Origin of the sequence: Ramlibacter agri (genome assembly GCF_012927085.1) — a bacterium.
GTDB lineage: Bacteria > Pseudomonadota > Gammaproteobacteria > Burkholderiales > Burkholderiaceae_C > Ramlibacter > Ramlibacter agri.
The window spans coordinates 2699829-2723588 of sequence record NZ_JABBFX010000001.1 but is presented as its reverse complement, the minus strand read 5'-3'; the positions used below and the strand labels follow the sequence as shown (position 1 = coordinate 2723588).

Sequence of the window (23760 nt, the reverse complement as noted above, 5' to 3'; positions counted from 1 at the left end):
TCCTCAGGCGGGCTGGGCCAGCTTGGTGGGCGGGCCGGCGAAGGCGGTCTTGAAGCTGCCGATCGCGTTCATGTCGATCTCCATCAGAAAGGGGCCGCTGCTGCTCTGCGCGCGGTCCAGCGCGGCGGGCAGGTCTTTCCAGTCACGCACGCGGGCGTGGCCCATCTGCAGCGAAGCGGTCAGCTGCGCGTAGTCGGGCGTGTGCAGCTCGGTGTAGCAGCGGCGGCCGCCGTAGTGCGCGTCCTGGATGTTGCGGATCACGCCATAGCGCTGGTCGTTCATCATCACGTAGAGCACGTTGGCTTTCTCCTGCACCGCGGTGGCGAGCTCGCCCAGGTTCAGGATGAAGCCGCCGTCGCCGGACAGGCACAGCGTCTTGCGGCCGGACTTCGTCTCAGCGGCGGCGATGGCCGCGCCCACGCCCATGGCCAGGCCCTGGCCGATGCCGCCGCCCATGGCGTGCACGCCGGCGGTGGGATCGAAGACGCGCAGCTGACGGTTGCCCCAGGTGCTGTTGCTGACCGTTACGTCGCGCACCCAGTTGAAGTTGCGGCCGGCCACGGACTGCAGCTGGGCGACCAGTTCGGCGTAGGGACCGAGGCCGTCGATCAGCGTGGCTTCGGCCTGAATGCGCGCGGCCAGCAGGTCGTCGGCGAAGGCGGGATCGATTTTCATCTTGCCCTGCAGCCGGTCGGCCAGGCCGTTCAGCGCCAGCTCGGAATCGCCCTGCACGAAGAACTCCGTGGGGTAGCAGCGGCCTTCGGCGCCGGCATCGGTGTCGATGCGGTACAGCGGGCGCGGCAGCTTCAGCTTGTACTTCAGCGTCTCGTTGCCGCGCAGGCGCGAACCCACCACCAGCATCGCGTCGCAGGTCTGGTAGAACTTTTCCACCGGCGCATGCAGGTTGTAGGCACCAAGCGAACGCGGGTCGTCTTCGGCCACGATGCCGCGGCCTTGCGTGCTGGTGACCACGCCGATGCCGAGAGCCAGCAGGCGCTGCACCGCGGCGCCGCCGTGGCGCGCGCCGCCACCCAGCCACAGCAGCGGGCGCCTGGCCTGCACTAGGCGTTCGGCCAGCGCGTCGAGCGCGTCCTCGCTGGGCACCTGGCGCGCGATGGGCAGCGGGCTCCAGTCGGCCGGCAGCGGGATCTTCGCTTCCTGGATGTCGATCGGGATCTCCACGCTGACCGGGCCGGTGGGCGCGGTCAGCGCCGTCTGCACGGCCAGCTTCACGGTGGACAGAGCGGTCAGCGCGCTGCGCACGCGGAAGGCCGCCTTGGACACCGCGGTCAGCATGGTCAGCTGGTCCGGCGCCTCGTGGATGTACGACAGGCTCTGGTCCAGGTAAGGCGTCTCGATCTGGCCCGTCAGGTGCAGCAGCGGCGTGCCGGCCGTCAGCGCTTCCACCATCGCGCCGGCGGCGTTGCCGGCCGCCGTGCCCGTGCTGGTGATCGTCACGCCCAGGCTGGCCGTGGTGCGCGCGTAGGCGTCGGCCATGTTGGTGGCGCCGGCCTCGCCGCGCGCCATCACGAAGCGGACCTGGCCGCGCTCGTGCATGCCGTCGAGGATGGGCATGTTGTGGATGGAGATGACGCCGAAGGCGGCCTTCACGCCGCACTCCTCGAGGAAGCGCGCGATGGCGGCGCCGACGGTGATGGTGTCTGTCATGTCAGTATTCCAGTCGGGAGGAAGTCTTCATCGGCCTGCGAACGGCGCGGCGCAATCCAGTGCCACCGCGGAACCGGCTTTGCCGGGCCGCTGGTGGCGCCCCCTTGAGGGGGAGGCGCCGAAGGCGCTTCGGGGGTGGGTGTCAAGCATGGTGGCTGAGGCCTCCGGAAACGTCGATGTGGGCGCCCGTCGTGTACGAAGACAGCGGCGTCGCGAGGAAGAAGATCGCCTGCGCTGCCTCTTTCGGCAGGCCCAGGCGCTTGAGGGGAATGTGCTTGCGCTCGGCGAGCGCGCCGGTCCACTGCTCCCAGGTCTCGGCGCGGTTCTCGCGGGCCTCGAAGCGGCGGCGCCACTGGCCGGACTCCACGAGCCCGATCAGGATGCCGTTGACGCGGACGCCGTGCGGCGCGAACTCGGTGGCCAGCGAGCGCACCAGGTTCTTCAGGCCGGCACGGGCGGCGGACGTGGCCACCATGTGCGGTTCGGGCTGGGCGGCCAGCAGCGAGTTGACGCAGACGATGGCGGGGTCGGGCTGCCGCTTCAGCTGCGGCAGGAAGGCGCGCGTCGGGTGGATCACCGAGAAGAACTTCAGGTGCAGTTCCTCGGTCCAGGCGGCGTCGGTGGTGTCGGCGAAGGTGGACACGCGGCCCTGGCCGGCGTTGTTCACCAGGATGCCGGCGGCGCCGAGCTCGCGTTCCACGGCGGCGGCGAAGCCCTGCACCTGCTCCGGCTCCAGCACGTTGCAGGCCTGCGCCAGCAGCTTCGCCTGGGGGAACTGTTCACGCAGGCCGGCAACGGCCTGCTGCAGGCGTTCGGGGTTGCGGCCGCAGATGGCGACGTTGGCGCCAGCGGCGAGGAACAGTTCGGCGGTGGCCAGGCCGATGCCCGACGAGCCGCCGGTGACGACGGCGGTGACGCCTTGCAAGTTGCTTGTGAACATCGCGTGTCCTTCAGCGGCCGCGCGCCAGCGGCAGCACCTGCGCGCCGGCCGCCCGGCGGGGCGTGTAATTGAGCAGGCCCGACAGCTCGTCGGCCGAGGTGCGCACGCGCGCCACCAGGCTGTCGATGCGCTCCGGGTCGATATGGGCCGAAGGAATCGTCGCGCCCAGGGCGGCGACGATGTGGCCGGTGTGGTCGCGCACCGGCGCGGCGATGGTGGAGATGCTCGCCTCGAAGAAGCCCTCGCCCAGCACGTAGCCACGGGCGCGGTCGCGCTCCACCATGTCGAACAGCTCCAGCACGGTCTTGGGCGTGCTGTGCGAGAACTCTTCCAGGTGCTCCTCGGGATAGAGCGTGCGCAGCTCGTGCAGGGTCAGGTCTTCCAGCAGGATGCGGCCCAGCACCGTGGCGTGCGCCGGCAACCGCGTGCCCACGCGTACCGCGCTGGCGAAGGGCGTCGGCGGCGTGACCTTGGCCACGTAGACGATGGAGCGGGAGTCGCGCACCACGATGTTCACCGGGTAGCGGATGTCGTCGCACAGGCGCTGCAGCACCGGCTGGCCCAGCTCGGTAAGTTCCAGCGAGGCGATGTATTCGAAGCCCAGGCGCAGCACGGCGACGCCCAGGCGGTAGTCGTTGCCCTGGCGCTCCACGTAGCCCATGCCTTCCAGCGTGCTGAGGAGGCGGAACACGGTGGAGCGCGGCAGGCCCAGGCGGCGCGCGAACTCGGGCGCGCTGATCACGCGCGTGTCGCGGTTGAACTCGCCCAGCATGCGCAGCCCGCGCTCCAGCGCCGGGACGGTGTACTTGTCGGCGCCGTTGTCGTCGGCGAGGTTGTCGGTATCGGCCATCGTTACTTGTCGCTGGCGGCGGCGCGCAGGATCGCGGCCACGGCATCGGGACGCTCGGCATGGCTGGCATGGCCGGCGTCGGGAATGGGTTGGTAGCTCGCGCCCAGGGCGCGGGCGGCCTGCTCGCAGCTGGCGGGCGGCGTCACCACGTCGGCGTCGCCGCAGTGCACTTCCACCGGGATGCCGGCGGGGATGGCGGCCAGCGTGCTGTTAGCCAGCATCTGCACGGCCTGCAGGTAGCCTTGCGGATGCAGGCGGGCGGCGTTCCAGCGCACCCAGGCGCGGGCTTCGTCGCTGGCGTTGGCTGTGACGAGGCGCTGGTCGATGGCGGCGGCGATGCCGGCGACACCCTTGCTCTCCAGCGCCTGCGTGCGCTCGCGCCGCACGCGCTCGGAAGCCTGCGCATCGTCGCCGTAGCCACGCGCCGGGGAGATCAGCACGACGCGCTGCAGCTCGATGCGCTCGCTGCGGGCCGCGTAAGCGCAAGCCATCAGGCAGCCCAGCGAATGGCCCACCAGCACGCAGCGGGTGATGCCCAGCGCCAGCAGCGTCTCGTGCAGGCGCTGCGCGTAGTCGGCGGCCGCGGGCGCGGCTTGCTGCAGCGGCGTAGACAGGCCGTAGCCCGGGGCGTCCCAGGCGACGACGTGCTGCTGCGGCAGCGCCGGCACCCAGGAAGCGGCGCTGGAGCTGATGCCATGCAGCAGGACCAGCGCGGGGCCCTGCCCCGGCGTGCCGCGCTCGCGCACGGCCACCTGCGCGCCGCCGCTCAAGGGCAGCACGCGCTCGGGGAAGCAGGACAGCAGGGCCTCGGTCTTCATCGCGACGCCTCGCTCAGCGCTTGATCTTGGCGAGCGGGTGCTCGGGCGGATAGCTGGGCGTCACCGGCTTGGCCGCGCCCAGCATCACGCACATCAGCGCGTCTTCGTCGCCGATGTTGATCTCCTCGCGGTACACGCCGGGCGGCACCGAGATGACGTCGCGGTCGGTGAGGATGGTCTCGTAGCGTTCGCCGTCCTTCTCGAGGACGACCTTCATCTTGCCGCGGATCAGGAAGAACACTTCCTCGACGTCCGTGTGCAGGTGCGACGGGCCTTCGTGGCCGGCCGGGATGACCATCGTGGAGAAGGTGAAGTGCTCGGCCGGGATCGTGTTCACGTCCTTGGCCACGCCGGTGCCGCCGGTGCCGACATAGCGCATCTGGCCGCGGCGGTACTTGGGGTCGAAGTCGGCCTGGAACTTCAGCGCGTCGAAGTCGTACTTGCGGCTGGAGAAGCGCGCGACGCGCGTTTCCATCCAGTCCTTGAAGTTGGCGCCTTCGGGGCGGTCCCAGCTGCGCTTTTCCTTGGATTCACTCATGGTGCTTTCTTCCTTCACTCGAATTCAATGCATGACGAAGCCGCCGTTGACGGCGAGCAGCTGCCCTGTGACGAAGCGCGCCAGGTCGGACAGCGCATAGAGCACGGCGCCGGTCACGTCGTCCGGCATCTGCTCGCGCTGCAGCGCGCGCTGCTCCACGTACAGGCGGTGCCGCGCTTCCGGCACGTACTGCGTGGCTTCCACGTTCACCAGGCCGGGGGCGATGGCGTTGACGGTGATGGCGTCGGCGCCGAGCTCGCGGGCCAGCGTGCGCGTCATCGCGATCACCGCGCCCTTGCTCGCCACGTAGGCCAGCAGGCGGGGCGCGCCCCACAGCGCGGTGTCGGAGGCCAGGTTGACGATCGCTCCGCGGCCGCTCCTGGCCAGGTGCGGGCGGCAGGCGCGCGTGACGAGCCAGGTGCCGCGGACGTTGACGTCCATCACGCGGTCCCAGGTCTCGATGTCCAGTTCGTCCACCGTCTTGCCGCCGGAGTCGGTGATGGCGGCGTTGTTCACCAGGCCGTCCAGGCCGCCCAGCATTTCCACGGCCTGCGCCACGCAGCCGGTGATCGATGCGGGGTCGGACACGTCGACCGGCACGCCGTGGACGTCGTGGCCCTGCGCCTTCAGTTGCGCGACACTGGCTTGCAGCAGCTCGGCCCGCAGGTCCGCCAGCACCACGCGGGCGCCGTGCGCGCAGAGCGCCTGCGCGAAGGACAGGCCGAGGCCGCGGGCGGCACCGGTGACGAGGATGCGGCGGGCGGCGAGCAGCGGGGCGTTGGAGGTGGTGCTTGGCATGTCTTGTTTCGTATGTGAAACAACGATCTATATGTGGAACGGATTGGACTGTACCGAGGACGAAAAACCCTAAAAACTAGGGAAAACCCGTAGCCGCGAGACCAATGCAAAAAGGGCGGCCGCGATCCGCAGATCGCGCCGCCCTTGGGCCTGGTGGAAACGGTTGGCCGGCCGGTCAGGCCTTGGACTTGGCCTTGGACCCCAGGCGGGATTCCGTCCCCGCCAGCAAGCGCCTGATGTTCTCGCGATGGCGCCACGCCATCAGCGCCGCCATCACGAACAGCGCGAAGGCGATCGGCGTTTCCGCGTACCACGCCATGCGGTCACCGAGCAGGTAGTACACCGGCGCGAAGATCGCCGCCACCAGCGAGGCGAGCGAGGAGTAGCGGAAGAAGAAGGCGATGATGATCCAGGTGAGGCCGGTGGCGACGCCCAGCGCCCAGTGAATGCCGAACACCACGCCGATGAAGGTGGCCACGCCCTTGCCGCCCTGGAAGCGGAAGTAGACCGGGTACAGGTGGCCCAGGAAGGCGGCCAGCGCCACCAGGGCCACGGTGCCGTCGCCCAGGCCGATGCTGTCGCCATACAGGCGCACCACCAGCACCGGCACGAAGCCCTTGAGCGCGTCGAGCAGCAGCGTGACGATGGCGGCCGGCTTGCTGCCGGAACGCAGCACGTTGGTGGCGCCCGGGTTCTTGCTGCCGAAGGTGCGCGGGTCCTTCAGGCCCATCACCCGGCTCACCAGCACGGCAAAGGCCAGCGAACCCAGGAGATAGGCCGCGAGCACCGCGGCCACTGCATAGATGTAGTCCAAACCCGGCTCCTCCTCTTTGTTCTCCGAGAAGCCGTATTTTGCCAGCGCGGGCTAGTGGATCACCATGTTCGTGAAGGGCGGAACGTAGGCCTGCAGCATCACCAGGATGCCGACCAGCGCGGCGAGCGCCAGCGAGTGGAAGAACACGTAGCGCAGGATCTCGCCTTCCTTGTTCAACCAGCCCGTGGCCGTCGATGCGACCACGATGGACTGCGCGTCGATCATCTTGCCCATGACGCCGCCCGAGCTGTTGGCCGCGCCCATCAGGTTGATCGGCAATCCGAGCTGGCCCGCGGCCACCTTCTGCATGCCCCCGAACAGCACGTTCGACGCCGTGTCCGAGCCGGTGAGCGCCACCCCCAGCCAGCCCATGAGCGTGCCGAAGAAGGGATACAGCACGCCGCTGGCGGCGAAGGCCAGGCCCAGGGTCGTGTCCAGGCCCGAGTAGCGTGTGACCGTGCCCAGCGCCAGCATCAGCGCGATCGTCATCAGCGAATAGCGCACTTTCCAGAAGGTCGCGCCGTACACCTGCACCAGTTGCACCGGGTTGTAGCGCGCCAGCAGGCCGCCGACGATCGCGGCGAACAGGATCGCGGTGCCGGTGGCCGACAGCAGCGTGAACGCGTAGACCGCGGCTTCCTTGGTGTTCTTCGTCACCACCGGCGGCACGCGCTCGATCATGTTGTGCAGGCCCCCGATCGGATAGGCCGGCGCGAACACGCCGTTCAACCAGGTCTTCACCACCGGCAGGCCCCACAGGAACACGAAGATGGCCAGCAACGCCCAGGGCATCCACGCGCGCCACACCGCGGCCCGCGGGTGCTGCGCGCGTGCCCGCGGCGGCGGCGCGTCGCCGGCGTCCGCCTCGCGGCCGCGCGGCACCACCGAGGTCCACACCACCTTCGGCTTCCAGGCCTTCAGGAACAGCGCCAGGCACAGCATGGACACCGCGGCGGCGATCACGTCCACCAGCGAGGGGCCGAAGTAGTTGGAAACGACGAACTGCGGGATCGCGAAGGACACGCCCGTCACCAGGATCGCCGGCCACACCTGCAGCATGCCGCGGAAGCCGGCGAAGGCCCAGATCAGCCAGAACGGCACCAGCAGCGAGAAGAAGGGCAGCTGGCGCCCCACCATCGCCGACACCGCATTGACGTCGTAGCCGTGCACCGCGGCCAGCGTGATGATGGGCGTGCCCAGCGCGCCGTAGGCCACCGGCGCGGTGTTCGCGATCAGCGACAGCGCGGAGGCAGCCAGCGGCGAGAAGCCCAGTCCGATCAGCATGGCGGCGGTCACCGCCACCGGCGTGCCGAAACCCGCCGCGCCCTCGAAGAAGGCGCCGAAGGAGAAGGCGATCAGCAGCAGCTGTAGCCGCCTGTCCTCAGTGATGCCGGCGATCGAATCCTGCAGCACCTGGAAGGAGCCGTTCCGCTCGGTGAGCTGGTGCAGGAAGATGATGTTCAGCACGATCCAGCCGATCGGCAGCAGGCCCGTGATGCCACCGAGGAAAGCCGCGCGCCCCGCCATGCCGGCCGGCATGCCGTAGGCGACGATCGCGATCACGATCGCCGCCACCAGGCCCGCCAGCGCCGCGTAGTGCGCCTTCATGTGCAGGAACCCGAGTCCCACCAGCATCACGACCACGGGGATCGCCGCCAGCAGCGTGGAGAGCACCATGCTGTGCATGGGGTCGTACACCTGTTGCCAAGTCATCGTCGCCTCCTGTTGTGTTGTGCGCGCGGTGTAGCACGGGCAATCACGGCTGTCAGGAGGGACAACCTGCGAAAAGTCAGGCGACGGTCAGGAAGGGCTCAAGTTTCGTCGAGCGCGCAGTTCACCGGCTTCGCAACCAGCAGTTGCACCAGCACCTGCGGGTCGATCCCGACCAGGTAGCCGCGCCGCCCGCCATTGAGCACGATGCGCGGCAAGGCGAGGATGCTCTCCTCCACGTACACCGGCATCTGCTTGCGGGTGGCGAAGGGCGAGGTGCCGCCCACCAGGTAGCCGCTGTGGCGGTTGGCCACCTCCGGCTTGCAGGGCTGCACCGACTTCAGGCCGGCCTGGCGCGCCAGGTTCTTGGTCGAGACGGTGCGGTTGCCGTGCATCAGCACGATCAGCGGCCGCGCCTTCTCGTCCTCCATCACCAGCGTCTTCACCACCGTGAACGGGTCAAAACCCAGCACCGCTGCACTGTGCTGCGCCCCGCCGTGCTCCAGGTACTCGTACGGATGCTCGGTGAAGCCCACGCCGTTCGCCTTGAGGAAGGCGGTGGCGGGCGTTTCGCTGACGTGGTCCTTGCGTGCCATGGCCTCAGGCCGCCGGGTCGCGCAGCTCCCAGCGGATCGCGTCGATCTTCGCGAGCAGCTCGGGCGACAGGGTCGTGCCCCAGGCGTCCAGGTCCTCGTCCAATTGCGGCAGCGAGGTGACGCCGATGATGGTGCTGGCCACCTGCCACTTGGTGTAGCACCAGGCCAGCGCCATGCGCGTGGGCGTCAGGCCGTGCTCGCGCGCCAGCGCGTTGTAGCGGCGCGCCGCTTCCAGCGCGCCGGGGCGGCCCCAGCGCTGCTTGCGCACGCTCTCGTACGAGGAGATGCGCGCGCCCTTGGGCGCGTCCGGGCCTTCGGTGCCGCTCGCGTCGTACTTGCCCGTGAGCAGGCCGAACCCCAGCGGCGAATACGCCAGCAGCGACACGCCCAGGCGGTACATGCTCTCGTCCAGGCCGTTCTCCAGCGCGCGGCTGATCATGCAGTAGACGTTCTGCACGGTGGCGATGCGCGGCAGCTGGTACTGCTCGGCGAGCCGCACGAATTCGTGCACGCCATAGGGCGTCTCGTTCGACAGGCCGATGTAGCGGACCTTGCCTGCGCGCACCAGCTTCTCCAGCGCTTCCAGCTGCTGGTGGATGGTGGTCTGGGTGCGCTCCTGCTTGGGGTCGTAGTAGATCGAGCCGAAGGCCGGCACGTTGCGCTCGGGCCAGTGGATCTGGTACAGGTCGATGACGTCGGTCTTCAGGCGGCGCAGCGAGGCGTCGCAGGACGCGGCGATGTCTTCCTGCGTCATGCCCGAGCCCTGGCGCACCCAGGGCATGCCGCGCGAAGGGCCGGCCACCTTGGTGGCGAGCACCAGCTTCTGCCGCAGCCCGGGGCGTGCGGCCAGCCAGTTGCCGATGATGGTTTCGGTGGCGCCGTAGGTTTCCCTGCGCGCCGGCACCGCGTACATCTCCGCGGTGTCCAGGAAGTTGATGCCGCGCTCGACGGCGCGGTCCATGATGGCGTGGGCATCGCGTTCGGCGACCTGTTCGCCGAAAGTCATGGTGCCGAGGCAGATGCGGGTGACGCGGAGATCGCTCTGGCCGAGCTGGATTCGTTCTTGCATGGAGTTGGGAGGGGACGACGGGGAAAGCTGGCCGGCATTATCACGTCCGGCCGGCAGCAGCGAACTTTCGGCGTCGGAAGCCCGCCCGGCTCTACATTTGGGAACAAATTCACGGTCCTGCTTCAGGAGACGGAAACGCCCGCTTTACAGCAGAGTTACTTTCGCTCACCAGAATGGGCTGCATGTCCGGCTGGGTCTTCCGCTACCTGCTGCTGTACGGCCTGTCGGTGCTCGTGAGCACCGGAAACTGGTTCGCCCGCCGCTTCGGCCGGGTCGACCTGGACCAGATCCTCTACCACCTGCAGCAGTCGCCCGGCGCGCTCGTCAAGGCGGACAGCGCCCTGGTGCACAACGGCATCAGCAACTGCGTGCTGGCGCCGCTGGCCTATGCGCTGGTGCTGACCCTGGCGCTGGCCAGCGTCGGCCGGCTGCAGCGGCGCTACTTCACCTGGCCCGGGCAGGTGCTTGCCTTCACGCTGGCCAGTGGCTGGGCGGTGCACGCGGACGTCGTGATGCAGCCGCCCGATTTCTCCGGCCAGGACTGGATCGCCACGCACTACGCCGCTCCGGCGCAGCCCGTCGCTCCGGCGCAGAAGCGCAACCTGGTGCTGATCTACGCCGAGTCGCTGGAGACCGCCTACGGCGTCGACCCGCTGGCAGGCCTGCCGGCGGCCGACAACCTGAGCTTCAGCGATTTCCGCCAGCTGCCCGGCACCGGCTGGACCATCGCCGGCATGGTGTCCTCGCAGTGCGGCCTGCCGCTGAAGCCGCTGGGCATCCTGGGCTCCAACGACCTGGGTGAAAGCGTCGCGAACTTCCTGCCGCGGGCCCGCTGCCTGGGCGACGTGCTGAAGGACGCCGGCTACCACCAGGTCTTCCTGGGCGGCGCGGCCCGCCAGTTCGCCGGCAAGGACCATTTCCTGCTGCAGCACGGCTACGACGAGGTGCTGGGCCGCGATGAATGGGTGGCTGAGGACCCGGAGGTGCTGCTGAACGAATGGGGCCTCAACGACGACGCGCTGTTCACGCAGGCGCTGCTGAAATTGCGCGCACTGGCGGCGGCGAAGCAGCCCTTCAACCTGACGGTCCTCACCATCGGCATGCACCCGCCGCGCGGCTATCTGTCGCCCACCTGCCCCGCCACGCATGGCGACTTCCGCGACGCCGTCGACTGCACCGCGCTGCTGGTGCGCCGCTTCGTGCAGCAGGCGCAGGCCGAGGGCCTGCTGGCCGGCACCGACGTCGTGCTGACGGGCGACCACCTCACCATGCCGGCCAGCGACATGGGCCGCAAGCTGCAGGGCGCACGCCGCTCGGTCTACAACCGCATCCTCACGGCCAGCGCGCTGGCGCCGAACCGGCGCGTCATCGACCACTTCGACCTGGCGCCGACGCTGCTCACGGCGCTGGGCTTCCAGCTGCAGGACGGCCGCTTCGGCCTGGGCTGCTCCGCGCTCGGGCCTGTGCGCTGCCAGTCGCTGGCCGAAGACGGCAACGCGCAGGCCAGCCTGCAGCGGCACTCGGCCTTCTACGACGCGCTTTGGGCGCCGCCGGTCACGCTGGCGGGCGTGCCCGAGCCCTGAATCACTGGAGGGGTTCGCCGCCACCCGGGTCGGTGGCGGTGGCGCTGCCCGTCGCACTGCCGGTGGCGGCCGTGGGCGTGTCTTCGTTTTGCGCCTGGCGCGGCGCCGGCGGCGGATTGCGCGGCGGCTCCGGCGCGATGCGGATCGTGTTCGCCGGCTGCGCGTCGTCAGGCGCAGGACGCGGGCGGCGCACCGGTGCATCGGCGGCAGTGACCGTGTCGCTGGCGGCCGGCCTGGCCGTGGTGTCCGGCGCGGGCCTGGCGGTCGGGTCACGCTCGACGAAGGGGCGCATGACAGCCTCGCGCTCCACGGGCGGCCTGGCCATCGCATCCACGGGCGGCCGGGCAAGGGTCTCGCGCTCCGGCGGTGGCAGCGCCTCGCGCTCTGCCGGCGGCGCGACCGCTTCGCGGCTGGCCGCGCGCTTGGGCGCCGTCTCGCGGACCGAAGCCACCTGCGCGGCAATCGGGAGATTGGCCACGGCTTGCCTGGCAGCCGCGTAGCTCTCGCTGGTGGCGGAAGTCGGCGTCGCGTCCACTGGCGCGAACGGTGCCTGCGGGACTGCGGGCGCCGACGCGGCGGCCACCGCCGGTCCCGCGCCGGCAGCGTGGGTCGCCGCGGAGGCGGTTTCGTCCGACGCGCCCAGCAGGCGCGCGGTGGTCGCAGGATCGAGCTGCGGCCCGAACATCAGGCCCATGCCGAGCACCCCGAGCAAGAGCCCGGCTCCGAAATATCCTGCACCTCGCCATCCGAATCGCATGCCGGCAGGGTAACGAGGTGCAAGCGCAGCCGTGCGGGACGGCTTTGCTTTGCGGCGACGGACCTTTCCTACAGCAGGCCGGCCACCACGTTGATCGAAAGCGCGATCAGGCTCGCGTTGAAGAAGAAGGCGACGACGCAATGCAGCGTGCCCACCGGCCGCAGCGCCTGGCCCATGAAGGTGATGTCGGCCGTCTGCGACGAGGTGCCGATGATGCAGGCGAAGTGGAAGAAGTCGAAGTAGCTCGGGTCCGGCGTGCCGGGAAAGTCGAGCGGGTCCTTCTGGCCGCGCAGCCGCAACAGGTAGAAGTCGTGCGCATAGTGCAGCGCGAACACCACCTGCGTGAACAGCCACGACGTCACGATGGTCAGCACCGCGAAACTCACGTGCAGCACGCGCGCGCTCCCATGGAGGTCGCGCGCCTGCCCGAGCTGCGTGCCCACCGCGACCAGCATCGCCGCCGCCGCGAGCACGACCACCGACAGGATCGCGATGCGGCCTTCGTCCTGGCCGATGGCGCGCTGCTGGATCGCCTTGACGTCCGTTTCGCGCATCCATTCCCAGGCCAGGGCCAGGTACAGCAAGGCGCCCGCGTTCCAGGCCACCAGCGCGCAGCCGGCGTCGCGCCAGGGCGAGAAGGTCCTGGCGAGCACGAACACGAGCACGCCGAAGGCCATGGAGCCCAGCAGCCGCGGCCGCGCGCGCAGGCCGCGGTACAGCCGCAGCGCGAGATGGCCCTTAGCCATGCGCAGCCTCCGTGCGGGGCCGGCGCAGCAGTTGCAGGAAAGCCAGCAGGCCCAGCAGCTGCGCGGCCGCCGGCAGCAGCCGGAGTTCGTCCGGCAGATTGCCCCCGCCATACGGAATGGCGGACAGGATGAAGCCGACCGGAGCAAGCAGCAGGAACACGCAGGTCACGATGAACGCCGCGCGCGCGAGCCGGGCCCGGGCGGGCGGCTGCGCCACGCCGCGCCGCTGCAGCACCCGCAGGAGCAGCCACGCGAGCATCAATGCGACCCCGCTGCGCAGCAGCAGCGCGGTTCCCGGACCCAGCCCCAAGAAGAGCCGCGACAGGAAGGAGAAGTAGTCGAAGAGCGGGAACAGCGGATACAGGGCGAGCGCGACCGCGACCACCATCGCAAGGCCCCAGCGCGCGGGCGGTCTCGCTGTCGCCTCCACGTCAGGCGGCTGCGTCGGCGCCCACGCGTGGTCCTGGGCGCTGCCGCGGACGAGAGCGTGGCCCACCGCGCCCGCGGCGCAGACCTTGAAAGCCAGGGCGGCCACCGCCGTCGCATAGCTCAGCGCCATCGCCTGCGGCAGCGGTAGCGACTCCAGGCCGAAGCGCCGCGCGAGCCAGACGGCCTGGGCGACGGCGTAGAACGCAAGCGCGGCCCAGGCCATCCACGGCAGCGGCGGCGCGATGGCATGCCGCACCAGCAGGTGATGGCGCGCCAGCCAGGTCGCGCCCACGGCCAGTGCCACGTAGACGGGCTGGAGGGCGTTGTGCAGGAAGACCAGCCGGATCCAATCCATTTCGTGGAATCCGTTCCGGTTGCTCCCCGGGCCGAACACGCCGGCGACGGTGTCCGTGGGATCCCAGCCCCAGGCCCACTCCACCAGCAGAAGCCCGAACAGCAGCGCCGGGATCCAGGCGCGCATGGCCTCGGACTGCAGCGTTGAAGCCGGCATGCCCTCGCGCACCGCGCTCATGCTGCGCCCCCGGCCGCGCGGGCGCGCTCTTCCTCGCGCAGCCGCAGCACGCGGCGCTGCACCTTGCCGGTGGTCGTCATCGGCAAGGCCTCGATGAACTCGATCTCCTTCGGGTACTCGTAGGGCGCCAGCTTGTCCTTCACATGTAGCTGCAACTGCGCGACCAGCTCCGCGTCGAATCGTGCGGCGTCGCCACCGGCCCGCTGCTGCGCGGCCTGCGGGGCCAGCACCACGTAGGCCTTCACCAGCGCGCCGCGATCGGGGTCGGGCTTGGGCACGACCGCCGCATTGACCACCGCCGGGTGCTTGACCAGGCAGTTCTCGATTTCGCTCGGGCCGATGCGGTAGCCCGCCGCCTTGAAAACGTCGTCGGCGCGGCCCTGGTACCAGAGGTAGCCGTCGGCGTCGCGGGTGGCGAGGTCGCCAGTGCGGCACCAGTCGCCGGTGTACTTGCGGCGCGTGGCCCCCGGGTTCTTCCAGTAGCCCAGGAAGAAGATCGGGTCCGGGTCGCCGTGCACGTCGAAGCGGTTCACCGCCACGTCGCCCGGCACGCCGGCCGGGCATTCCCTGCCTTCGTCGTCGATGACGGCGACGCGGTGGCCCGGGTAAGGCCGGCCCATGCTGCCCGCGCGGGCCGGCCAGTGGATGGCGCAGTTGCCCACGACGTAGTTGATCTCGGTCTGGCCGAACATCTCGTTGGGCACGACGCCCAGCTGGTCGCGGCAATATGCGAACACGGCGTCGCCCACCGCCTCGCCGGCGCTCATGATCGCCTGCAGCTGCAGCGCGAAGCGTTCGTGCGGCTGCGGGAAGGCTTTCATCATCGCCTTCAGCGCGGTGGGAAACAGGAAGGTGTGCGTGACGCCGCGTTGCTCCAGCAGCTGGAAGGCCAGCTCCGGGCTGAAGCGCGCGTTGCAGCCGACGATGGCGCGGCCGAAGTAGAGCGTCGGGAGCAAGGCGTCCATCAGTCCGCCCGTCCACGCCCAGTCGGCCGGGGACCAGAAGACCGCTCTGCTCTCGCCACCACCGTCGAAACCGAACCAGTTCTGGCTGCACACGAAGCCAGGCAGGTTGCCAATCAGCGCCCGATGCGGAATGAGCGCGCCCTTCGGCGGCCCGGTCGTGCCGCTGGTGTAGATCAGGACCGCGCCGTCGTCGGCCGCCGTCTCCACCGGCACGAACTCCGGCGCCAGCTGTTCACGCTGCGCCTCCCAGGACAAGTCGGCGGAAGCCGCGCCCACGCCGACCACCGTGCGCAGCGCGGGGCATTGCGCCCGCACCTGCGCGATGTTGGCGATCGAGCTCTCGTCGCAGAGCGCCACCACCGCCTCGCTGTCCTGCAGCCGGTACTCCAGCGCGTCGGGGCCGAACAGCATCGACAAGGGCATCGCCACCGCGCCCATCTGCAGCACCGCCATGTAAGCGATGGCGGTCTCGAAGCGCTGCGGCATCACGATGGCCACGCGGTCGCCGCGTTGCACGCCGAGTTTGGACAGCAGCCGGCTCATGGCATGGGCTTCGCGCTGCAAGGCGGCGTAGCTCAGGGTCGCGCCGCTGCCGTGGTCCACGATCGCGACGCGCTGCGCCGCATCCGGCCGCGCCGCCCAGCGGCCGCAGCAGGCCTGCGCGATGTTGAAGCCTGCCGGCACCTGCCAGCCGAAACCGCGGTGCAGAGCCGCCCAGTCGTCCCTCATCGCCATGTCGCCCGCCTCCTCGCGTGGTGTGTCACCAGGGTGCGGCGATTCTAGGAGACCCGTTGCCGCGCAGCCTATAGTCACGCCCATGTACCCGGCCCGGAAAGCATCCCGCAGCGAGTTCGTCGCCATCCGCAACCTGCGCTATCACGTGCGCCTGTGGGGCGAGCCGGCGCCGGGCCGCACGCCGCTGGTCCTGGTGCACGGCTGGATGGACGTGGCGGCTTCCTGGCAGTTCATGGTCGATGCCTTCGCCCGCGACCACTACGTCATCGCGCCGGACTGGCGCGGCTTCGGGCTCACCGAATTGCCGCCGACCGACAACTACTGGTTCCCGGACTACCTGGCCGACCTCGACTTCCTGCTCGATCACTACGCCGGCGCGCAGCCCGTGGACCTGGTGGGCCACAGCATGGGCGGCAACATCGCGATGCTGTATGCGGGCGCGCGGGCCGAGCGCATCCGCCGCCTCGTCAACCTCGAAGGCTTCGGCATGGCGGCCACGCAGCCCGAACAGGCGCCCAAGCGCTACGCGCAGTGGATAGCCCAGCTCAAGGCCTTCCACCGCGGCGAGCTGGACCTGCAGTCCTACGACAGCCTGGACGGCGTCGCCGCGCGCCTGATGAAGACGAACAGGCGCCTGCCGCAAGCCAAGGCCGACTGGCTCGCGCAGCACTGGGCGCGGCGGGAGGCGGACGGCCGCTGGCGCATCCTGGGCGACGCCGCCCACAAGATCGTCAACGCCAGCCTGTACCGCGTGGACGAAGTACTGGCGCTGTACCGAGCGATCCAGGCGCCGCTGCTGGCGGTGGAAGCCGGCGACGACAGCCTGGAGGGCTGGTGGAAAGGCCGCTACACGTTGGCGGAGTACCACGAACGGTTGAAGAACGTGGCCGACCACCGCGTCGCGCGGGTCGACGACGCCGGCCACATGCTGCACCACGACCAGCCTGAGCAATTGGCGCAACTCCTCGAAGCCTTCCTGGAAGCGTGAAATTTTCCGGTTGGGGTTGCGCTACACGGCGACACCCCCGTAACAGCCCTTGCCGTAGGAGCTGTCCTACCCCATAGTCGGACATCTTCGAGTCAGCAGGGGTAGTCCTCATATGTGGAAGTCGGGTGTGGCGGCCCTTCTCGCGGCCGCGGTGGCAGGTCCGTGTCTGGCGCAGGCCGATGAGTTCGACCAGGGCATGGGCACCATGTGGGAGGTGCTGTGGCACCAGAGCGGCACGCCCACGCGCCTCGTCCGCTGGGAGCAGGACATGAGGGTCCGCATCTTCGGCGTGAACCTGGCCCAGCACAAGCAGCACACCCTGCAGGCTCTGCGCGACGTCGCGGCCGAGGCTGGCGTCAAGCTGGTCGACGTCAGCGACCGGCCGGATGCCGCCCAGGTGGCGAACGTCAGCGTCGAGATCGTTCCGGACAGCCAGCTGGAAGACAACCAGCCCTGCGTCACCTACCTGAACTTCCAGACCGAGACGAAGATCGACTCGGCGGCCATGCAGATGCGCAGCCGCGACGCCTGGCGCTGCGCCTACCACGAGTCCATGCACGTCATGGGCGTGCGCGGCCATCCGGCCGGCAAGACCGTGCTGTCCTATTTCCCGACCAAGGTGGACGGCCTGCTGCCGCTCGATCGCGCCATGCTGCACGCCTGGTATTCGCCGCGCACCCGGGGCGGCATGACGCCCTTCGAGGTGCTGCCCATCCTGGCCGACGAACTGGTGGCGCAGATGCCGGACAAGACGGCCGCCGCGGCTTCGCGCGACCGCTTCTTCACCCGCACCATCGACCAGATGCAGTCCTTCGCCAACGGCGCCGGCGACGTGCCGATGATCGTCAAGCGCTCGGGCAAGTCCACCGAGGAAGGCATCCGCTTCGGCCGCATGGAGATGTGCTATTTCCTGGGCGTCGCCTACCTTGAAGGCGCCAGCGTGCCGCCCGATGCCACGCTCGCCGTGAGGTGGCTGCAACGCGCCGCCAACCTGGGCAGCCGTACCGCGCAGGCCAAGCTGGGCGCGGCGCAAGGGCGGATGACCGCCGCCTCGCGCTAAGGCCCTGCTCGGGAGACGCGCTGTTCTCCTACGCCTGAGCTAAAAAGATTGCCGCACACTCGGCGGCTGGCCGTTTCATGGCCCGCCGCCGGATGTCCGAGAAAACCTCCCAAGATCCCACCGGCTTCCGCCGGATCCTCACGCGCAACGTCGCCCTGCCGCTGGTATTGGGCGTGCTCAGCGCCGCCGTGTTCGTCGGCCTGATCGCCTACCTGATGAACGCGATGCGCTGGGTCGAACACAGCGACCTCGTCATCGCCCGCGCCTATGCGCTGCAGAAGCTGGACCTGGACATGGAGACCGGGCTGCGCGGCTACCTGCTGGCCGGCACCGAGCCCTTCCTGGAGCCTTACCAGCAGGGCCTGGCCTCGATGGACACCGAACGCGACCGGCTGCGCGCGATGGTCGCCGACAACCCCCAGCAGACCGACCGCATCGACCGCATCCAGGCGCTGCAGAAGCGCTGGAACGCCTACGCCGCGGCGCAGATCGCGCGCAAGCGGACCGAGCCCACGTACCAGATCGGCGCCGCCGCCGACCAGGGCAAGCAGCTGAAGGACGCCGTCCGCAACGAATACGACCAGTTGCTGGAAACGGAACGCGTGCTGCGCCAGGACCGCACCGACACCGCCAACCAGAACACCGTCTGGACCGCGACCGCCTTCGTGCTGCTGATGCTGACCGTGGGCAGCGTGCTGGCCTGGCGCGGCCGGCGCGACCTGCTGGGCCTGTCCGACACCTTCGAGACGGCCCTGGCCGAACAGCGCAACCAGGCCGAAGTCTTGCAGGCGCAGGCCTGGCTGCGCGAAGGCCAGTCGCAGCTGTCCGAGCGCCTCGCCCGCGAGCAGGAGCTGCAGGGCGTGGGCCACGCGGCCCTGGAAGGGCTGTCCCGCTACCTGGGTTGCAATGTCGGCGCGCTCTACACCGTGGACGAAGGCCTCAACTTCCTGCGCGCCGCCACCTTCGGCTGGCCGGCGGACGCCGAAGGCACGGGCCAGCGCGTCCCCGCCGGCCGCACCTTGCTGGCCGAATGCGCGACGCAGCGCAAGCCGATCGCGCTGGAAAGCGTGCCCGCCGACTACCTGCGGGTGAACTCCGCGCTGGGCGAGACGACCGCCCGCTCCGTGCTGATCGCCCCGCTGATCCACGAAGGCCGGCTGGCCGGCATCGTGGAACTCGGTTGGATGCGGGCGCTGGAAGCGCGCGACCGCGAGCTGCTGGAGACGTCGGGCGGCATCCTCGCCGCGTCCATCGAATCGGCGCGTTATCGCAAGCGCCTCGGCGACATGCTGGAGGAAACGCAGCAGCTCAATGAGGAACTGCAGGTGCAGCAGGAGGAACTGCGCACCGCCAACGAGGAACTCGAAGAGCAGTCGCGCGCGCTGAAGGAGTCGCAGGCCCACCTGGAAAGCCAGCAGGCGGAGCTGGAACAGACCAACGTGCAGCTGGGCGAACAGGCCGAGCGCCTGGAGAAGCAGCGCGACGACCTGCGCGTCGCGCAGACGGCGCTGGAAGACCGCGCGCAGGAGCTGCAGCGCGCCAGCCGCTACAAGAGCGAGTTCCTGGCCAACATGTCGCACGAGCTGCGCACGCCGCTGAACAGCTCGCTGATCCTCGCACGCCTGCTCGCGGACAACCCGCAGGGCAACCTCAGCGAGGAACAGGTCAAGTTCGCCGACTCGATCTACAACGCCGGCAACGACCTGCTGAACCTGATCAACGACATCCTGGACATCGCGAAGGTCGAGGCCGGCAAGCTGGAAGTGCGGCCGGAGGTGACGCCGGTGGCCGCGCTGGGCGGAGGCCTGAAAGGCATGTTCGAGCCGCTCGCCACGCGCAAGGGCCTGCAGCTGGACCTGCGGATCGCCAGCGACGTGCCGGCCACGCTGTACACCGACCGCCAGCGCCTGGAGCAGATCCTGCGCAACCTGGTGAGCAACGCGCTGAAGTTCACCGAGCGCGGCACCGTGGCGCTGCACGTCACGCGCAGCAGCGGCGATTCGCTCGCCTTCGAGGTGCGGGACAGCGGCATCGGCATCGAGCCCTCGCAGCAGGAAGCCATCTTCGAGGCCTTCCGCCAGGCCGACGGCACGGTCAGCCGGCGCTTCGGTGGCACCGGCCTGGGCCTGTCGATCTCGCGCGACCTCGCGCGCCTCCTGGGCGGCAACATCACGCTGTCCAGCGTGCCCGGCGTGGGCAGCACCTTCACGCTGATCCTGCCGCTGGAATATCGCGCCGGCCTGGCGCAGCCGCCGGTGGCCATGGCGCCGCCCGCCGCGCGCCCTGCCCCGCCGGCGGCCGTGCCTGCTTCCACGCCCGCCGTCACGCGCGCGCCCTTCGGCGACGACCGCGAGCAGCCGGCCGGCGATCGCCGCACGGTGCTGGTGGTGGAGGACGACCTGCCCTTCGCGCGCATCCTGTTCGACCTGGCCCACGAGCTGGGCTACCGCTGCCTGGTGGCGCAGGACGCCGACGAAGGCGCGACCGTCGCCCTGCAGCACCTGCCCGATGCCGTGCTGCTGGACATGCGCCTGCCGGACGACTCGGGCCTGTCCGTGCTGCAGCGGCTGAAGGAAGACGCGCGCACGCGCCACGTGCCGGTGCACGTGATCTCGGTGGAAGACCGGGTGGAAACCGCGATGCACCTGGGCGCCATCGGCTACGCACGCAAGCCCGCCAGCCGCGAACAGCTGCACGAGGTGTTCGACCGGCTCGAATCCAAGCTGAGCCAGAAGGTCAAGCGCGTGCTGCTGGTGGAGGACGACCCGCGCCAGCAGGAAAGCGTGATGCGGCTGATCGGCGACGGCGACGTCGAGATCGTTCCCGTCTCCGAAGGACGGCAGGCCTTGCAGGCGCTGGCGGAGTCGGTGTTCGACGTGATGATCATCGACCTGAAGCTGCCGGACATGACCGGCCAGGAGCTGCTGCGCCGCATGGCCAGCGGCGAGAGCCGCTCCTTCCCGCCGGTGATCGTCTACACCGGGCGCAACCTGACGCGCGACGAAGAGGCGGAGCTGCTGCGCTACTCGCGCTCGATCATCATCAAGGGTGCTCGCTCGCCCGAGCGCCTGCTGGACGAAGTGACGCTGTTCCTGCACCGCGTGGAAAACCAGCTGTCCGCCGAGCGCCAGAAGATGCTGCGCACGGCGCGCAGCCGCGACAAGGCCTTCGAGGGCCGGCGCATCCTGGTGGTGGACGACGACATGCGCAACATCTTCGCGCTCACTTCCGCGCTGGAGCAGAAGGGCGCGGCGGTGGAAGTGGCGCGCAATGGCGTGGAAGCGCTGGACAAGCTGCACGACGGCGCGTCCGACGTGGACCTAGTGCTGATGGACGTGATGATGCCGGAGATGGACGGCTACACCGCCACCCGCGAAATCCGCAAGGACCCGCGCTGGGCCAAGCTGCCGATCATCGCCGTCACCGCCAAGGCGATGAAGGAAGACCAGCAGAAATGCCTGGACGCCGGCGCCAACGACTACCTCGCCAAGCCGATCGAGCTGGAGCGCCTGTTCTCGCTGATGCGGGTGTGGATGCCGAAGATGGAGCGGCTGGCGTGAGCTCGGTCGCGGATATCGAGATCCGCCTGCTGGTGGAGGCGGTGTTCCTGCGTTACGGGCACGACTTCCGCGACTACGCGCCGGCTTCGCTGAAGCGGCGCGTGCTGGGGGCGCAGCAGAAGATGGGCGCGCCTTCGGTGTCGGCGCTGCAGGAGCGCGTGCTGCACGACGCCAGCGAGTTCGCGATCCTGCTGCAGTACCTGACGGTGCCGGTCAGCGAGATGTTCCGCGACCCGCCGTACTACCTGGCGCTGCGCCGCCACGTGGTGCCGGTGCTCAAGACCTACCCGTCGCTGAAGGTCTGGGTGGCCGGCTGCAGCACCGGCGAGGAAGCCTATTCGCTCGCCATCCTGCTGCAGGAGGAAGACCTGCTGGCGCGCACCATCCTCTACGCCACCGACATCAACCATGCGTCGCTGGACCGGGCGCGCCAGGGCATCTTCGCGCTGGACCAGATGCAGGGGTTCACGCGCAACTACCAGCGCGCCGGCGGCACCCGCTCCTTCAGCGACTACTACACGGCGGCCTACGGCGGCGCCTTGCTGGACAAGGGATTGCGTGACAGCATCACCTTCGCGGACCACAGCCTCGCCACCGATGCCGTGTTCTCCGAAACCCAGCTCATCTCCTGCCGCAACGTGCTGATCTACTTCAACCGCAAGCTGCAGGACCGCGCGCTGGGCCTGTTCCACGAGTCGCTGTCGCGCCGCGGCTTCCTGGGCCTGGGCTCGCGCGAGACGCTGGAGTTTTCGGCCCATGGCCAGGACTTCGAGCCGGTGAGCAAGCCGGATCGCATCTACCGGCGGGTGGGCCCATGAGGATCGAGCTGCCCGCCGACTTCCAGGCCCGCGCGGAAGTCGTGGCCATCGGCGCTTCGGCCGGCGGCATCGACGCGCTGCTGTCGCTGCTGACCGTGCTGCGGCCGCCCATGAACGCCGCGGTGGTCGTGGTGCTGCACCTGCCGGAAGACCACGCCAGCCGGCTGGTGGAAGTGTTCTCCGCCCGGCTCGACGTGCCCACCAGCGAAGCCCAGCCCGGCGCCCCGGTGCGGCCGGGCACGCTCTACTTCGCGCCACCCGGCTACCATCTGCTGGTGGAAGACGACCGGACTTTCGCGCTCAGCTGCGATCCGCCCGTGCACTACTCGCGCCCTTCCATCGACGTGCTGATGGAATCCTGCGCGGACGTCTACGGCGAGCGCGCCGCCGGCCTCGTGCTGACGGGCGCCAACGAGGACGGCGCCAACGGCCTGGCGGCCATCAAGGCCGCCGGCGGCCTGTGCGCCGCGCAGGACCCGGCCGAGGCGGCGCATTCCACCATGCCGCTGGCGGCCATCGCCGCCGCCCACCCCCACTACGTCCTTCCCCTGGCGGGGCTTGCCCGCCTGCTGCAAACGGTGATCCGCTGATGAGCGCTGCCTCCCCCGACGTCAACGTGCTGCTGGTCGACGACCTGCAGGACAACCTGGTCGCCCTGGAAGCCTTGATCCGCCAGCCGGGCCGGCGCATCTTCCAGGCCCGCTCGGGCGAGGAAGCGCTGTCGCTGATGCTGGAGCACCCGTTCGCGCTGGCCATCCTGGACGTCCAGATGCCGGTCATGAACGGCTTCGAGCTGGCCGAACTGATGCGCGGCACCGAGCGCACCCGCAACATCCCGATCGTGTTCGTCAGCGCCGCCGGCCGCGAGCTGAACTACGCCTTCCGCGGCTATGAAACGGGCGCGGTCGACTTCCTCTACAAGCCGCTCGATTCGGTGGCCGTGCGCGGCAAGGTCAACGTGTTCGTGGAACTGTTCCGCCAGCGCCAGGAACTGCAGGCCACCCACGCGGAGCTGCAGCGCGCCGTGGCCATGCGCGACGACTTCATGTCCATGGTCTCGCACGAGCTGCGCAACCCGCTCAACTCCGTCTACCTGCAGGCCCAGGTGCGGCGCAAGATGCTGTCCGGCCCGGCCGCGCCGGACCGCGCCGCCATGCTGCGCACCGTGGAGCGCGACGAGCGCCAGATCCGCAGCATGATCCGGCTGCTGGACGACATGCTGGACGTGTCGCGGCTGCGCACCGGCCGCCTGGCCATGAGCCCGGGCCCGTTCGACCTGGCGCAACTGGCACGGCGGACCGTGGAAACCATCTCCGAGCAGGCGGCGGCCACCGGCGTGCAGCTGGTGCTGGACGCGCCCGAGGCGCTGCCGCTGGAAGGCGACGAATTCCGCATCGAGCAGGTCATCACCAACCTGCTGACCAACGCCTTGCGCTACGGCCAGGGCAAGCCGATCGCCGTGACGGCCAGCGCCGGCGAAGGCCGCGCCCTGCTCTCGGTGCGCGACCAGGGCATGGGCATCGCCCCGGCCGACCAGGAGCGGGTGTTCCAGCAGTTCGAGCGCGCCGAGAGCGCGCAGTCGGTTCCCGGGCTGGGCCTGGGCCTGTTCATCGCCCGCCAGATCGCCGAATCCCACCGCGGCCGCCTGGAAGTCGCCAGCGCCCTCGGCGAAGGAGCCACGTTCACTCTCTATCTGCCTTTGCCGGGATCGGCGGCGGCTTGAAGTCAAAACTGCCGGACGCAAAAGACGCAAAAGCACGCAAAGGTCGCAAAAGGACATCCAATT

21 protein-coding genes are annotated in these 23760 nt (G+C 69.7%); 7 read left to right on the top strand and 14 right to left on the bottom strand.

Translation table 11 applies throughout. From position 1 onward, the window contains the following. Nucleotides 1-3: 3 nt before the first annotated feature. From HHL11_RS13165 to HHL11_RS13120, 10 genes are all read right to left on the bottom strand, one after another. Nucleotides 4-1668: a thiamine pyrophosphate-binding protein gene (locus HHL11_RS13165; RefSeq protein WP_169418815.1), complete on the bottom strand. Its 1665-nt coding sequence runs from the start codon at nucleotides 1666-1668 to the stop codon at nucleotides 4-6. A gap of 142 nt (nucleotides 1669-1810) precedes the next feature. After that, complete coding sequence (locus HHL11_RS13160) at nucleotides 1811-2608, bottom strand: SDR family oxidoreductase (RefSeq protein ID WP_169418814.1); 798 nt, start codon at nucleotides 2606-2608, stop codon at nucleotides 1811-1813. A 10-nt stretch (nucleotides 2609-2618) separates the two neighbouring features. Then, complete coding sequence (locus tag HHL11_RS13155; protein ID WP_169418813.1) at nucleotides 2619-3458, bottom strand: IclR family transcriptional regulator; 840 nt, start codon at nucleotides 3456-3458, stop codon at nucleotides 2619-2621. Nucleotides 3459-3460: 2 nt separating this feature from the next. Continuing rightward, the gene (locus HHL11_RS13150) at nucleotides 3461-4276 is read right to left on the bottom strand and encodes an alpha/beta fold hydrolase (protein WP_169418812.1); all 816 of its coding nucleotides are present in this window, start codon (nucleotides 4274-4276) and stop codon (nucleotides 3461-3463) included. Nucleotides 4277-4289: 13 nt separating this feature from the next. Next, nucleotides 4290-4814, bottom strand: a complete 525-nt coding sequence (locus tag HHL11_RS13145; protein WP_169418811.1) for a cupin domain-containing protein — start codon at nucleotides 4812-4814, stop codon at nucleotides 4290-4292. Nucleotides 4815-4838: 24 nt separating this feature from the next. Beyond that, entirely contained in the window at nucleotides 4839-5612 is a 774-nt protein-coding gene (locus tag HHL11_RS13140) for an SDR family oxidoreductase (protein WP_169418810.1), read from the bottom strand. A gap of 175 nt (nucleotides 5613-5787) precedes the next feature. After that, nucleotides 5788-6426 carry a glycerol-3-phosphate 1-O-acyltransferase PlsY gene (gene plsY / locus HHL11_RS13135; protein WP_169418809.1) on the bottom strand — a complete coding sequence of 213 codons (639 nt, stop codon included), beginning with the start codon at nucleotides 6424-6426 and terminating at the stop codon, nucleotides 5788-5790. Between the two features lie 51 nt (nucleotides 6427-6477). Next, nucleotides 6478-8139: an L-lactate permease gene (locus HHL11_RS13130; protein WP_169418808.1), complete on the bottom strand. Its 1662-nt coding sequence runs from the start codon at nucleotides 8137-8139 to the stop codon at nucleotides 6478-6480. 98 nt (nucleotides 8140-8237) lie between these two features. After that, nucleotides 8238-8732, bottom strand: coding sequence for an aminoacyl-tRNA deacylase (locus HHL11_RS13125; RefSeq protein WP_169418807.1), 495 nt, complete (start codon nucleotides 8730-8732; stop codon nucleotides 8238-8240). A gap of 4 nt (nucleotides 8733-8736) precedes the next feature. Further along, a complete protein-coding gene (locus HHL11_RS13120) occupies nucleotides 8737-9801 on the bottom strand; it encodes an aldo/keto reductase (protein ID WP_169418806.1) in 1065 nt (354 codons plus the stop codon). Between the two features lie 182 nt (nucleotides 9802-9983). Here HHL11_RS13120 and HHL11_RS13115 point away from each other — a divergent pair, with 182 nt between their 5' ends. Further along, nucleotides 9984-11384: a sulfatase-like hydrolase/transferase gene (locus HHL11_RS13115; protein ID WP_169418805.1), complete on the top strand. Its 1401-nt coding sequence runs from the start codon at nucleotides 9984-9986 to the stop codon at nucleotides 11382-11384. A gap of 1 nt (nucleotide 11385) precedes the next feature. On the opposite strand, the gene HHL11_RS13110 is transcribed toward HHL11_RS13115, so the two are convergent. The 4 genes from HHL11_RS13110 to HHL11_RS13095 form a co-directional block, all read right to left on the bottom strand. Then, on the bottom strand, nucleotides 11386-12096 hold the full coding sequence (locus HHL11_RS13110) for a hypothetical protein (RefSeq protein WP_169418804.1): 711 nt from the start codon (nucleotides 12094-12096) through the stop codon (nucleotides 11386-11388). A gap of 113 nt (nucleotides 12097-12209) precedes the next feature. Continuing rightward, nucleotides 12210-12887: a DUF1345 domain-containing protein gene (locus tag HHL11_RS13105; protein ID WP_169418803.1), complete on the bottom strand. Its 678-nt coding sequence runs from the start codon at nucleotides 12885-12887 to the stop codon at nucleotides 12210-12212. Then, nucleotides 12880-13848, bottom strand: a complete 969-nt coding sequence (locus HHL11_RS13100) for a hypothetical protein (protein ID WP_169418802.1) — start codon at nucleotides 13846-13848, stop codon at nucleotides 12880-12882. The genes HHL11_RS13105 and HHL11_RS13100 overlap by 8 nt, the downstream gene beginning before the upstream one ends. Next, nucleotides 13845-15548, bottom strand: coding sequence for an acetate--CoA ligase (locus tag HHL11_RS13095; protein WP_169418801.1), 1704 nt, complete (start codon nucleotides 15546-15548; stop codon nucleotides 13845-13847). The genes HHL11_RS13100 and HHL11_RS13095 overlap by 4 nt, the downstream gene beginning before the upstream one ends. Before the next feature lie 82 nt (nucleotides 15549-15630). On the opposite strand from HHL11_RS13095, the gene HHL11_RS13090 reads away from it, so the two are divergent. From HHL11_RS13090 to HHL11_RS13065, 6 genes are all read left to right on the top strand, one after another. After that, the gene (locus HHL11_RS13090) at nucleotides 15631-16536 is read left to right on the top strand and encodes an alpha/beta fold hydrolase (protein ID WP_169418800.1); all 906 of its coding nucleotides are present in this window, start codon (nucleotides 15631-15633) and stop codon (nucleotides 16534-16536) included. Between the two features lie 127 nt (nucleotides 16537-16663). Continuing rightward, a complete protein-coding gene (locus HHL11_RS34830; RefSeq protein ID WP_205964271.1) occupies nucleotides 16664-17596 on the top strand; it encodes an SEL1-like repeat protein in 933 nt (310 codons plus the stop codon). A 92-nt stretch (nucleotides 17597-17688) separates the two neighbouring features. Next, the gene (locus tag HHL11_RS13080; RefSeq protein ID WP_169418799.1) at nucleotides 17689-21156 is read left to right on the top strand and encodes a response regulator; all 3468 of its coding nucleotides are present in this window, start codon (nucleotides 17689-17691) and stop codon (nucleotides 21154-21156) included. Next, complete coding sequence (locus tag HHL11_RS13075) at nucleotides 21153-21974, top strand: CheR family methyltransferase (RefSeq protein ID WP_342593211.1); 822 nt, start codon at nucleotides 21153-21155, stop codon at nucleotides 21972-21974. Before HHL11_RS13080 ends, HHL11_RS13075 begins: the two co-directional genes overlap by 4 nt. Continuing rightward, entirely contained in the window at nucleotides 21971-22564 is a 594-nt protein-coding gene (locus tag HHL11_RS13070; protein WP_169418797.1) for a chemotaxis protein CheB, read from the top strand. Before HHL11_RS13075 ends, HHL11_RS13070 begins: the two co-directional genes overlap by 4 nt. Next, nucleotides 22564-23697 carry a hybrid sensor histidine kinase/response regulator gene (locus HHL11_RS13065; protein ID WP_169418796.1) on the top strand — a complete coding sequence of 378 codons (1134 nt, stop codon included), beginning with the start codon at nucleotides 22564-22566 and terminating at the stop codon, nucleotides 23695-23697. The genes HHL11_RS13070 and HHL11_RS13065 overlap by 1 nt, the downstream gene beginning before the upstream one ends. Nucleotides 23698-23760: the final 63 nt, after the last annotated feature.